Source organism: Ktedonosporobacter rubrisoli (genome assembly GCF_004208415.1).
GTDB classification, from domain to species: domain Bacteria; phylum Chloroflexota; class Ktedonobacteria; order Ktedonobacterales; family Ktedonobacteraceae; genus Ktedonosporobacter; species Ktedonosporobacter rubrisoli.
The window spans coordinates 3,777,823-3,790,741 of record NZ_CP035758.1 but is presented as its reverse complement, the minus strand read 5'-3'; the positions used below and the strand labels follow the sequence as shown (position 1 = coordinate 3,790,741).

Annotated in this window: 8 protein-coding genes, 1 pseudogene and 1 CRISPR repeat array; of the genes and pseudogenes, 4 read left to right on the top strand and 5 right to left on the bottom strand. The window is 52.2% G+C overall.

Annotation, left to right across the window (positions count from 1 at the left end; translation table 11 throughout):
* Nucleotides 1-20: 20 nt before the first annotated feature.
* Together EPA93_RS16865 and EPA93_RS16860 are read right to left on the bottom strand one after the other, a co-directional pair.
* On the bottom strand, nt 21-1,031 hold the full coding sequence (locus EPA93_RS16865) for an ADP-ribosylglycohydrolase family protein (protein WP_207229574.1): 1,011 nt from the start codon (nt 1,029-1,031) through the stop codon (nt 21-23).
* A gap of 63 nt (nt 1,032-1,094) precedes the next feature.
* Complete coding sequence (locus tag EPA93_RS16860; RefSeq protein ID WP_129888626.1) at nt 1,095-1,817, bottom strand: GntR family transcriptional regulator; 723 nt, start codon at nt 1,815-1,817, stop codon at nt 1,095-1,097.
* Nucleotides 1,818-2,207: 390 nt separating this feature from the next.
* Between EPA93_RS16860 and EPA93_RS16855 the strand changes: the two genes are divergently transcribed.
* From EPA93_RS16855 to EPA93_RS16845, 3 genes are all read left to right on the top strand, one after another.
* A complete protein-coding gene (locus EPA93_RS16855) occupies nt 2,208-3,326 on the top strand; it encodes an FHA domain-containing protein (RefSeq protein ID WP_129888625.1) in 1,119 nt (372 codons plus the stop codon).
* Nucleotides 3,327-3,782: 456 nt separating this feature from the next.
* Nucleotides 3,783-4,220 (top strand): divergent PAP2 family protein, encoded by a 438-nt coding sequence (locus tag EPA93_RS16850; RefSeq protein ID WP_129888624.1) that lies wholly within the window; start codon nt 3,783-3,785, stop codon nt 4,218-4,220.
* Between the two features lie 18 nt (nt 4,221-4,238).
* Nucleotides 4,239-5,459 (top strand): glycosyltransferase family 4 protein, encoded by a 1,221-nt coding sequence (locus tag EPA93_RS16845; protein ID WP_129888623.1) that lies wholly within the window; start codon nt 4,239-4,241, stop codon nt 5,457-5,459.
* Nucleotides 5,460-5,502: 43 nt separating this feature from the next.
* Here the strand turns inward: EPA93_RS16845 and EPA93_RS16840 are convergent, their stop codons facing one another.
* Together EPA93_RS16840 and EPA93_RS16835 are read right to left on the bottom strand one after the other, a co-directional pair.
* Entirely contained in the window at nt 5,503-7,527 is a 2,025-nt protein-coding gene (locus EPA93_RS16840) for a serine/threonine-protein kinase (RefSeq protein WP_129888622.1), read from the bottom strand.
* A gap of 646 nt (nt 7,528-8,173) precedes the next feature.
* Nucleotides 8,174-9,037 (bottom strand): tyrosine-type recombinase/integrase, encoded by an 864-nt coding sequence (locus EPA93_RS16835; RefSeq protein WP_422877881.1) that lies wholly within the window; start codon nt 9,035-9,037, stop codon nt 8,174-8,176.
* 89 nt (nt 9,038-9,126) lie between these two features.
* A CRISPR array of direct repeats spans nt 9,127-9,458; the repeat unit is 39 nt; unit sequence GTCGGAAAGGGAGTATGAGCCCGCCTGGGATTCTAACCA.
* 683 nt (nt 9,459-10,141) lie between these two features.
* Here EPA93_RS16835 and EPA93_RS16830 point away from each other — a divergent pair.
* Nucleotides 10,142-10,960 carry an ETX/MTX2 family pore-forming toxin gene (locus EPA93_RS16830; protein WP_165423194.1) on the top strand — a complete coding sequence of 273 codons (819 nt, stop codon included), beginning with the start codon at nt 10,142-10,144 and terminating at the stop codon, nt 10,958-10,960.
* A 168-nt stretch (nt 10,961-11,128) separates the two neighbouring features.
* Here EPA93_RS16830 and EPA93_RS50995 read toward each other — a convergent pair.
* Nucleotides 11,129-12,787: pseudogene (locus EPA93_RS50995) on the bottom strand (IS1182 family transposase).
* Between the last annotated feature and the right edge of the window lie 132 nt (nt 12,788-12,919).

Sequence of the window (12,919 nt, the reverse complement as noted above, 5' to 3'; positions counted from 1 at the left end):
TGACCTCCTGTTTAGGGATATTATGACGTTGATGGCGCTGTACTGATAGTAGCGCGCACTGCCAATAGTGGCGTGCTGAGGGCGTGCAGGTCAAGCTTATTGACGCGTTCGATAGTAGAGATGGCCTGGGGCGGGAACGCTTCTATACCGCAACAAGCTCCAAGAATAGCTCCTGTAATGGCCCCGATAGTATCACTATCGCCGCCCAGGTGTGCGGCGGCCAGACAGGCTTGCCAGGGATCATCAGGCCAAAGCGAGGCAAGCGCGAAGGCAGCGGGTACTGCCTCTTGCATGGCTACACCTGTCCCGATAAGATCATAGATGGCATCAAGGGCGCTTGACTCATCGAGCTGGCTGACCAGATCAACAGCCCAGACGAGGCGTTCGCCAATGCTGGCGCCAGGCGAGTAATTGCCGCGTTGTTGCCCAAGCCGAGCCGCCTGCCGTGCAATGGGCAGCGCCTCTGAGAACGTTGCACCGCTCACGCCAGCACTGATCGCCGCAGCTACGGCTGCCGCCCCTGCAATACCCAGACCGGTAAAGTGTGTGGGACGGCAGACATCCTCTACCAGATCAATAAGCGCCTCAAGAGGTGCGGGTGGAACGGCGATTCCAACCGGGGCTATACGCATTGCTGCTCCGTTTGTATCGCCGCGTCGTCCGGCCTGCTCAATGGGTAGCCCCTGCTGAATAGCTTCAAGCGCACGCCGCGACGATGGCCCTAACTGTTCAGAGCCATTGGCCTCAGCTTCGCGAGACCAGGCCAGCAATTGCGCTATAAACTGAGATGTATCGATATGGCCGTTGCCGGCAATAAGGAGGCGAGCGATAATCAGAGCTTGCTGAGTATCGTCAGTTACACTCCCAGCAAGCTGGCCAGCGCTGATTTCATTTTCAGGAGGCCCATCCGCGAAATTGTCAAGCGTTGGAAATAGCTGTAAGATCTTCTGGCGAGGGAGCAACTGGGTAGGCATACCAAGCGCATCGCCGATTGCCAGCCCGGCCAGTGCTCCCAGGGCGCGTTGCCTCATAGCATCCATAAAATAAAGATGGTGGCGCATAGCTCAGTGCTGAGGTGCGCCAGGGCTCCTTTCTCATTTTTGTCTTTCGTTGAGATCAAAGTTGATATGGAGGCGGAAATGCGAAGGATCAAGCAGGCTGCTTACATGTTCGATTAAGGCCCCTTTCTGATCGCGAGTCACACGTCTACTGAGCAAAAAAGCCTCACCAATGGCTCGCTCAAGCAAATGAGCCTCTTCGGTACGCAGGCGGGCAACCTCGATCCACTCCTCGCTACTGGCCGGAAATAAGCCGGCTCGATTGCTCAGCGCATCCATGAGCGATTCGTGCGCAAAGTCGATGTCGAGAAGGGCCTCCGTCTCTGCATTGAGCGGGATGCGACTGCGTTCGAGGGAAATAGCACGCGTGCCATCCAGCAGGCGCAAGCGATCAAGGGCGATAAAGCGAGACTTGATCTGAAAGCGAGCAGCTAGCTCGGGATCGTCAAGTGGGCCAAAATGCAATACACGTGCCTCGACGCGTGCGCCATGTAATGTCATAGCGCGAGACCAGCCTTGCGTCCATTCCAGGTGCTGGTTGTCAAAGGTGATATAGCTGCCAGAGCCAGCGCGTGTCGTAATTAATTGCTTACGCGCCAGCTCTGATAGCGCTTGCCTTATCGTCATGCGACTGACGCCAAAGTGCTGTGCGAGCCAATGCTCGCCAGGCAGGCGGTGCCCATGACGGAATTTACCAGCTCGAATATCATATTCAATTGCGTTGCAAATGCGCAGATATGCACTATCTTGTCTAGACATCTTTTAGACAAGTATAGTCAAAGATGTCTGTATTTGTCAAGATCGAGCAGGATCGGATTATATTATATTTTTTCTCCAACCTATAGTTATTTCCTGATTTCGAGAGGAGCCACCTAAGACATATGGGGGAGTAGAGCGCTATTCTCAAGGTGATGCGCTATGATAGCAATGTACTTTCAAACAGCGGCCGATAACTCATCATGTTTATTAAGTGCTTTACCAATCCAGCCAGATTGGTTGTTGTCGGGCGCTTGCCAACACACAACCTTTACCGAGTCAGAGATTCATGGTCCCCTATGAGAAGCGGGATCACGCGAAATAACTTTATTGTTAGCTGGCTTCTATATTATAATTCATATTATTTGCATAATTCAGATAAAGGAGCGTTGCATGGAAGCCTTTCTGAATGGTCCAATGGGGCGCATACCGTTGGGAGCTTCTCTTCTTACATTGGGGAGATCACCTGATAATCAAGTTGTAGTGAGCGATAGGCAAGCTTCAGGGCATCATGCTGAGCTTCGCCTCGAAGGACAGGCGTACTATATTGTGGACAGGGGAAGTACGAATGGTACCTTTCTCAATGAGCAACGTCTTGGCAGTAATATGCCCCGCATGCTTATGTCGGGTGATAATATTCGTATCGGTTCGACTATATTAACTTACGAGAGTGTGGGCGGCTCTGTAGAGAGAACTGTCCTGGCCCCACCGGGGCAGGATGTGGCTAATGCGAATGTCTCTACCTATCCGGCCTCTTATAATATGGGGCAATCAGGATCGGGCTTTCCGCCACAGCAGCCCCCTTTTCAGGTACAGCCTCCCCAACAGCCACAAGCCCCCTTTCAAGGTCAGCCGCAGCCCTTCCAGGCTTATCAGAGGTCAGGCGTGAATTATCCACAACAGGGTTATCCTGGCCAGCCGGCGGGCTACCCTGCTCAGCCGCCGCAACCAGGACACCAACCACAATTGCCGCCATTACCACAATATCCTGGTGGTTCTAATAATCTACAGTCTAAAAGAAACGGTCTGTTGGGACCACTTATTCTCGTGCTGGTATTAATTGTAATCGTTGGTGCTGGCTATCTTGTGATTGTAAAGGGGGCATCGAACCAGAACAGCAAGAAGCAGGCTAGCACAACAGCAGTAGCTGCCACGCCATCGCCAATGCCATCACCGACGCCGGCAAAACCTAAAGAGACGGTTCAGCAGGTGATGACAAATTATTGTACTTATGTAAAAAGGGAAGATACCCATAGCATGTACAATCAGCTCTCCAAGCGTCAAAAGTCTCAGACGACGGAGCAGCAATTTACGCAGGATCTTAAGCAGAAAGAAGCCTTGACAGGTCCTCCAACGGGCTGTCAGGTGAGCAACGTGCGTGAAAATGGTTCAACAGCCACAGCAGATGCTACGCTTACCTTTGCCGCCTATCCACAACCAGTTGTAACTCATGTGACCCTGGTGAAAGAGGACAGTGACTGGAAGGTAGATAACGCTAAAACAGATCAGTAGGCATAATTTTGCGGCCTGCCTTGCAATATTTCAACATGTGTAGCGTGTGCAGGGCAGGCAATTTTTTATTATTCTCTAACATGTTTAGAGGCCAAAAATAAAGCAGTTCCAGCCAGCATTTGTTGGTTGGCATAGCGTGGGCAAGATCGGGCAGGCGCATAGTCTGCCCGGTTGCTTAACACGGTTATATCTGATATGTGCCTTAATAGCTACATCTAACAGGCGAGGACCGGGGCATCGCGGCCATGTTCTTGAGTTTATCGCTTTGCCCATCCCGCTGGTTACTTGCCACACAAGGAAAAGGTTTCCCTGTCAACAATGCAGCCATAGCTATTGTTGATAGCATAATAATACGCGCTACATCACCTCTTAAACAAAATTTTATCTCAGCATAACATTCCGCATTTAAAATTAGGATTGGATAGATCAGGCATCAAGTCGCGATATGGGGGAACTATGGATGCATTATTGAATAATCGTGTTCTCATCGCGTCGTTTCTGGCGTGGGCCATTGCGCAGATTGTGAAGACCATCTATGCCGCGTTAAGTCAACATAAACTCATGTTGAGCTCTCTTGTGTCTTCAGGAGGGATGCCCAGTGCTCATTCGGCCCTTGTCGCATGCATGGCAACCGCTGCCGGGCGCCTAGATGGGATCAGTTCGCCGGCCTTTGCAGTTGCAGTTGTGCTGGCCGGTATAGTGATGTATGACGCAGCAGGTGTCAGGCGAGCGGTAAGTGTGCAGGCTCGTTTGCTGAATCAGATACTGGATAAGCTATTTCAAGGCCAGATATTGAGCCAACAAAAGCTCTATGAACTGGTGGGGCATACGCCGATCCAGGTATTTGCTGGAGGGCTGCTGGGTATTCTTGTGGGACTGGTTATGACTCGTTAGTAGCGAAAGAGAAAAAAGATGCGCATTGCTTTTTTTAGCGAAACATTTTTGCCACAAACCAATGGCATCGTGACGCGCCTGTGTCATACCTTGAGCGAGCTGAAAGCTAGATATGCTGATCGGGTCCTGCTAGTAGCGCCAGAGATGCCGGGCTTGCCGACGCACTATGATGGCATCTCAGTACTTGGAGTGCCCAGTGTAGATCTACCTTTCTATCGCGGCTTTCGGTTTGGGCTTCCCTGGTTGCATACCCGGGCAGGGGCTGCTCTGGAGCAATTTGCGCCGGAAATAATCCATGCCGTCAATCCAGCCAGTGGTATTGGTCTGCTGGCCTTGCATTATGCGGCACGCTACCGTGTGCCTCTCGTCGCTTCCTTCAATACTGATCTACCCGGTTATGTCCGCCATTATGGCTTGAGTGTCCTTGAAGAGCCGCTGTGGCAATATCTACGCTGGATACATAGTCAGGCAGCCTTGAACCTGTGCCCTTCGCGGCCTGTGCAGGAGCGCTTAAATGCGCGGGGCATTCACAATGTTGCGCTCTGGCGCTCAGGTGTTGACACAGCTTTGTTTCATCCACAGCATTTCTCATGTGGATGGCGTGAAAAATTAACGAACGGAGATCCTGATGTTACTATTATTCTTTCTGTTGGGCGCCTGGCTGCTGAAAAAGGTCTGGACAAGCTCATTTCTACACTCCCGCAACTTGCAGGCTGCCATCTAGCAATTGTGGGCGATGGCCCGGCAGCTGAGCAGTTACGCCAGCAGGCAAATGGTTTACCTATAACGTTTCTAGGAACCCTGCAAGGTGAAGATCTTGCCACAGCCTATGCTTCTGCTGACATTTTTGCGCAGCCCAGCACAACTGAAACCTTCGGCTTTGTTACTTTAGAGGCCATGGCCTCCGGACTGCCAGTGGTTGCGGCCAGACGCGGCGGCTCCCTGGATCTGGTCCTGGAAGGTGAGACAGGATTACTGTTTGAGCCTGATCAGCCACAAGCTTTAGAGCGTGCAGTACGCTATCTCGCAGAGCATCGTAGGGAGCGCAAGCAGATGGGAAATGCTGCCCGCTTATATATTGAAGGAAGCGAGTGGAGCTGGCGGACAGCGACTGCGGAGCTACATCGGAGCTATGAACAGGTCCTGGCTAAGGCAAAGACCGGATCTTCTGATGAGGCGCTGCCTCCATTGCAGCACGACGCCGATTCACAGAAACATTCACTGCCCTTTGCGCGTTGAGGGCTAGACAATCTTGAGGAGAGACAGGGCAAAAGGTCTTCAATTAAGGCGATGACCATACCTGCACCGTGTGATCCAGGCTAGCTGAGGCAATAAACTGATTATCAGGAGACCAGGCTACAGCATGGATAATATTAGTGTGGTCGCCATAAGTGTAGCGATGAGCACCGGTATTTGCATTCCATACCTGTACCGTCTCATCCCAACCTCCCGAGGCGATGTAGCTGCCTTCTGGTGACCAGGTTACTGTCCAGACAAGATTTGTATGGCCTTTATAGGTGAGCACATGCGTGCCTGCAGTTGCGTCCCATACCTGTACAGTAGAATCGTTGCTTGCGGAAGCTATGCGCTTACTATTTGGAGCCCAGGCAATACTATTTACCGATGCGCTATGCCCTCGGTAAATATACAGTAGCGAGCCATCAACGGGATGCCATACCTGTATAGTTTTGTCTAAACCGGCAGAAGCAATATGCTGGCCATTGGGAGACCAGGCGACTGCATTTACGCTATCGCCATGACCTTTATAGGTGTAGAGTAATTTTCCTGTTGCAGGGTTCCAGATTTGGACAGTATGGTCACTGGACCCCGAGGCAATCAAAGAGCCATTGGGAGACCAGGTGACTGTATTGACCTGAGCCTTATGCCCTCTATATATGCGTAGCAATGTACCGTTACTAGAGTTCCAGATCTGGACAGTGTGGTCGCGGCCGGCCGAGGCAATAAGCTTACCCTTTGCTGCCCAGGAGACTGCAAATACATCGTCTGTGTGGCCTGTATAGGTGTAGGGATTGTTCCCGTCTGTAGCGTCCCATACCTGAACCGTAAAATCATCTCCCGCCGAAGCTATGCGCTTGCTGTCGGAGGACCAGGCAACGCTATTGACATGAGATTTATGGCCTTGATAAGTGAAAATCAAGTCTGCGTTGGGCGAAATGATATGCGATGCTTGCGGCAACTGCCAGAGGGCGAGACCTCCCGAAATCGTCAGGCCCGCCAGGCCTATAAGGATGGCGCGTCGTGAAATGGGAACTGCAGGTTTCTTTAAAGTATTTGTGCCATGACTATGAGAACTAACTTCATCTGTTGTCCGCTGAGTTGGCTTGGCATCTTGAGGCTCAGTGGGAGTTGCAGCGCCTGAGGATGATTGATTAGGGCTTACAGTCTCTGATGACGCAAGAGCTAAGGGCGCGAGGGAAGCGCCTTGCTCTGTTCGCGTACTCTGGGGACCAGACAAAATATAGACTGTAGGCTTTATGGGAGCGGGCAAATTGGCAGCCTCTTCCAGAGCCAGAGCGAAGGCGAGGACGCTTCCAAAGCGCTCTCCCTCATCTTTGGACATGGCTGTCAGGACGGCCTCTTCAATGGCCGGTGAGATATCTGGAACGTAGATCCGTGGTGGGCGTGGGGAATCATAGAGCTGATGGGAGATGATTTCCGCGATATGAGTTCCCGTGAAGGGTAAATGGCCTGTTAGCCATTGATAGACGCAGCAGGCCAGAGCATATTGATCGCTTTCTGGATAGGCGTGCCCCTGGATATGCTCTGGAGCCATATAATATGCCTCATGTTGTAAAGGGAGCATTTGTGAGGTTGCCGTGATGGCAAAGTCGCTCACTTGGAGGGTTCCGTTTTCCGCGAATAATATGTTCTGGGGACGGACATTGCGATGTATAAAGCCCTCGCTGTGAGCATATTGAAGCGCCTCTGCGATTTGTCGCGTGTAGGGAATAAGCGAGGCTAAAGGCATAATCTTATCGGGAGGATAGTGCTCTCGCAAGCTTCCTCCAGGCGCATATTCCATCACCAGGAAGGGGATATGCTCATCTTCACTGGAACCAGCGCCAATCATGCGCAAAATATGGGGGTGTTTGAGCTGACTGAGCGCCCATACCTCTTGTCTAAGGTCCTGTTGCTTTTGTTCACTCAATGGCCGGCGCAATATCTTGAGTGCGGCCTGGGTGCCCATAGAGATATGTTCTGCCAGGTAAACTTCAGCAGAATTGCTTGTGCCCAGAAGATGTAGAAGGCGATAATTATTGAGCTGTTGACCGGTACGATCCCCCATCGACGGCCTCCTTATGGATACCTATGGTATACAGGCAGTGACAAATTTTCGACCTGGGCATTTCATTGCCCAGGAGCATAGAGTAAGTCATACCTGTCTTCTGAGGCTAACTGCAGGGCAGTAGAAACTCGTGTAACAAATCCTCTCTATGATATAAACGAACGAGCGCCGACAAAACTCAGGAAAGGGAGAGTACGTTGTGCACAGCCTGCCAAATTGTCATGGTTTTGTCGCATGTAAGCTGCCTGGTCAAATGGGTTGGTGTTTTTGATATTCCAGGTTGCTGAGTGGGTTTGGCTGATATTCTGCCTGCGCTAAATGCTTCAACATATCTATAATTTAGATAGTGAGGTAAGACTTCGCCATTTATTATTTTATATTAATATGGATTGCTTATTCTACCAGACATCAACGAAAAGGTGAACATGTCCCCTTATCCAGCTTCTCAGCGGGCTTGAGCAACTCCTCTTGTTCCAAGGGCAGGGGCTTGACAGCAACCAGTCGAGATGGATTGCTCAGGCAGGCGGCTACGTGCTCCACAGCCTCTTGTTGCATGCCAGGTAAGACATGGGCGGGCATAGAGCCGCAAGGTCATGGAGATATCGCTGTGGCCTAAGAGTTCCTGCACCACTTTGGGGTGGATGCCTCACGCCAAGAGCATCGTGGCCACCGAGTGACGCAGATCATGGAAGGTCACCTCTGGCAACCGTGCTGTGACCAACAGCTGGCGAAAATGCTGGTAGAGCAGGTAGCTAGCGCTGAGGGGTGTTCCTTTGCGGGTACAAAAGACCAGATTTTGCTCCTGCCAGCGTGGCCCGGCCCGTCGCTGTTCCTCTTCTTGTCGCTCTCGATGCAGCACGAGGGCTCGTATCGCCAGTTCGGTGAGGGCAAGGCGTCGTCGGCTGCTTGCCGTCTTGGGAGGCATACTGACAAAGCCTTGCTTCGGGATAGAGCCCAGCGTGCGTTGAACCAGCAGACTGCGGGCAGCAAGATCCACATCGCTCCAACGCAGGCCTAAGAGCTCCCCTTCACGCATCCCTGTGGTGCAGACCAGGACATAGAGCGCTTCGAGCCGATTGCCATTGACGACTGACAAGAGCTGGCTCAGTTGCTCAGGCGTGAGCACCAGGCGTTCTTCTTGGCGCCTGTGGGGAGGATCAAGCTGGTCAGCGACATTGCTGACAACGAGCTCCCAACGCACGGCATCACGAAGCGCATGATGCAGCACTTCGTGCAACCGGGCAATCGAGGAGGCTGCGGCGCCGGCAGCTCGTCGGTGCTGATAGAGCTGCTGGAGGTGCCGCACCGTGAGTTGTGCTAAGTGCAGGTGTCCAAGCATGGGCAGAATATGCAGCCGGATATCTTGTTCATAGGCCAGGTACGTACGAATACCCCGAGTGGGACGAATGGTCTCCTCCACCCAGGTGCTCAGATAGTCTCGCACGCTGGGGTCAGTGACGAGAAGCTTGCCTTGATCGCGGGCGACCACGGCAGCATTTTTGGCAGCCAAGGCTTCTCGCTGGGTGGCAAAACAGTTTGTTTTGCGGCTGCCATCGGCAAGTGTGATGGCAGCGATCCATTTGCCATCACGCTTGCGTAGTCGGAAAGGGAGTATGAGCCCGCCTGGGATTCTAACCAACCAGTACCAGCATCTTCAGAGCACAGTTACAACGTCGGAAAGGGAGTATGAGCCCGCCTGGGATTCTAACCATCCTCAGTTTGCCGGTGTACTGTATATTGCTTCCGTCGGAAAGGGAGACTGAGCCCGCCTGGGATTCTAACTGCCTGAACAAAGAGGTTCAGACATAGTTGGGGCGTAGTCGGAAAGGGAGTATGAGCCCGCCTGGGATTCTAACCGCAACCTATACCATCAGGCACACCCACCAGGACAGGTCGGAAAGGGAGACTGAGCCCGCCTGGGATTCTAACTGTCGAGCTCGGAACCGCTCGTATGGCTGCACAGCGTCGGAGAGTCCAAGCGTGTCTCGACGAACTGGACCGCAGCCTGAACACTGAATACTTGCGTATTACACGACTCCTGCAGCGCTACTGGCGCTTCTCTCCACCGCAAGAAGATCCGAGCATCCCTTGCAGAAAGGACGAGACCTGAGCATGCCCCTCCTTTCTGCTGTTTGCGTGTGGTTGAGCAGATGGTAAATGACACGAAGATTGGTCAAGTTTTGAGGTTTCGTGTGATCAATCGGCGTGAAGCGTGATCAGCACAGCCATTGGATACTTGCGAAACCGCTTCCTATCTGGAATACTTAGCATCGAAGTTGTAAATGAACAAGAATGAGTAAATGCCTTCTCAAGGGGCTCTGTCTCATATTTGGTGATGCGGAGATGCCCTCAACCCAGTCCTTACCTGGCACGGAAGCTCTTGTTCTCATTCATCCCTTCCTGTTGCGGTCTCCGCGCTTTTCATCGGGTTTCAAGCTATGCGTCATCACCAAAAACGAGACAGAGCCACTCCTCAGTTAATTTACCACCTTCTGAACAGTTACCATTTTCGCCAGGATCTTAGTCTTACCTCTTGCGCAGCAATCTCTTCCCACCTATACTAAAAGAAGAGATGTTTCAGAGAGGATGCGCAAAAAGAGAAAAGGAGACGGCAGTGACAACATCGGTGGACGTTGATAAGCACATTGGGGAGAGCATTGCCACACTGGTACGGGAATCGTCCCCTCTTATCACTCATGCTCAAGTACATGAACTTCAGTATGGTGAACTTCGCTTTGCTGGTGACATTAGCTACGCTCAGCAGTGGACTCCAGGTACAACGTTCGATACGATTGATGAGATCGAGGAGAATAACAGGACCCCTAATCCTCAAACTGCGCATATTGAGCGCAACGAGACGGTTATGAATAGCTACACTTGGGCAACAGAAGAGGCCATTTCTCTAGGAATGTCAGTCTCCGCAAGCTTCAAGGTGCCCTTTGTTGGAGGTATTGACACTAGCATTTCGACGGATTATTCGTTTACCTCGACTGAGACGGTAACGGAGACAAAGGAGCGCGGCTGGAAGTTCATTCAAGATGTGCTGGTGCCTCCTCACTCCAAGTTGACCGCCGTCCTCAAGATCGAGAAAACGATCCCGCGCGTTCCGTTTGAGATGACTGGGGCGTTCACTGGGCATATGATTACAGATGTGTCCATCTGGATGGGACCATTACAAAGCATGCTTCATGCGGTACGTTATCCGATCACGACCATCTTTGAACGGAGGCCCTTGCCCAACGCTCGTGTCGAAGGGAATACCGTGTATCTTACCCTTAAAGGAGTGTTTACAGCAGCAGAGGGAATGAAAGCAATCATCGATTTGACCGAGGTGCCGTTAGGAGGGCTAGATCAAGCTCCGAAACATTGGATTGTCGATGTGACTCCTGAGCATGAGATCCACGTGCCGCAACTCCCAGCGGAAGCGAAGTAGGCTGATATGGCAGACTGGCTGAGAGGAAAGCAAAGAGAGGATAGGGGAAAGGAGAGCGATGCAAGGTGGCGGGAGGGGTGGAGGCGTTCTGTGTGAGAGAAACAGCAGTGTCGATCTTCAGTGAAATGGGAGCGGCATCACCAAATCCGACACTGTTGGGAAACTCCCTTAGGCTTCAAAGCAAAGCCTTTGGAAAGCCGAGAAGCGCGTGGGAGTGAGATCCTCCCCACCGAGCCATGCTCCCACACGTACTAGATTGATTGCAGCGGCAATGCCAAGATGTTGTAAATGCGTTTTGGCTAGGCCAATATACCGTGAACGACGCATGCCAAAGGCTCGCACCCCTTGAGACATCGTCGCTTCGACGCCTTCTCGCAGAACATACTGGCGAGCAAAGGCTGACGTCTTTTGCCGACGACGGGCGGCTTGCAACGCTTCATGTTGGGCCTGGGGTCGGACAGTGATGGTGCGCCGCTTCGACTTCTTTTCCGATCGGATACAGCCGACCTGGCGCGGACAGTGGCTGCAATCGGTGGTGGAGAACTTGATCTTGATCACCTCATTTTTCCGGTCGTCGATGGCAGGAGTCCAATTGATACTGCGTTGCCCTGCGGGGCAGATGGCAAGCTTTTGTTCCCAATCGATATGGAACTGGCTAGCATCGATACCTCCCTCGGTATTGGCTTGCCACTTGACATCCCCGCGAGCAGGACCGATCACTTCAATCCCGTACTGCTGGTGACTACTGACCAGAATGGGTGCGGTAATATAGCCTGAGTCGAGCAAATGTTGACGTGGAGTGAGCTTCTTCTGCTCAAGCTCGGCATGGATCGTTTCAGTCATGGCCTCATCAGTGGTGGCAGCAGCGCTGGTAGTCACATGCGCAATGAGATGAGGAGCATCATCTTCGCAGGTTTCGGTGAGATGCACGGATGTCACCAGTCCATCGCGTTTCACGCTTTTTACCATAGCGGGCTTCTTGATCATAAGGGGAGTTGATGAACTGCTTACCTGGAGGAAGATTCTCATTGCTGCGAAAGCTGAGCTGGCCCTCAACCCAGACATCATTTTGGATCCAGACGCGGCGCAGGGTTTGAACTGCTGGGATCTCACGTAAAAAAGGCAGGGGCCTCTCGCGCATAGAGATCAGCCAACAACTGTGAACCATCTGGACCGATCTGTTCAGCTATCGCCTGACGATCCTGCTGGTTGCGTGGGAGGCGGGGCTCCTCGATACGGTGCCCGTAACGGTCAACCCATTGGGGGTCGCTATGGGCCAATAACCAGTCTCCAGCAATGATAGCCAGACTATTGAGCGCAAAGCGCATCGCCTCACCGACGCACATGAGTCGATGAATCGCTCGCACTCTCGCCAGCACATGGGTGGAGTCGGTTCGTTGACGCTGACGTTCGCTTCCGCCAACCCCGCTCTTTAAATAAGACCAGCATGGCATCCAGCAAGAGCTGCTCTGCTCCCTGATCTATCAGGCGCTTGCGAAAGTCCGACAAAATGGGAAAGTCAAAGCCGGGATCGCTCAATTCTCAGCCCAAAGCATACTTCAGATCAATTCGCCCTCGCACTGCATCAGCGGCTTGTCGATCCGGGAGTCCTTCTAGGAACTGCACCACTGTGATGAACGCGAGCCGCCATGGCGCTTCAGCAGGACGCCCGTTCTGCGGAAAGAAATGAGCAAAAGCTTCATCTTGGTAAATGGTCCCTAACGCGATGTGCATCTGCATGTAGAGGTTACCTTTAGGATAGGCTGCACAAGCGACACGGGCTGTTTCTTCGGGGATGGAAAACTCGTTTTGGGAGTGGAAGGTCATCTTCCTGCTCCTTCTGACAAGCGTCTGCTTGAACTCCTTTTGTTCTTATCCTAACACATGCAATGGAGGAAGTTTCCCAACAGTGTCTTCTGAAAAAGGGGTAGAACACGTAAAAAAACGCCCCCTAACACT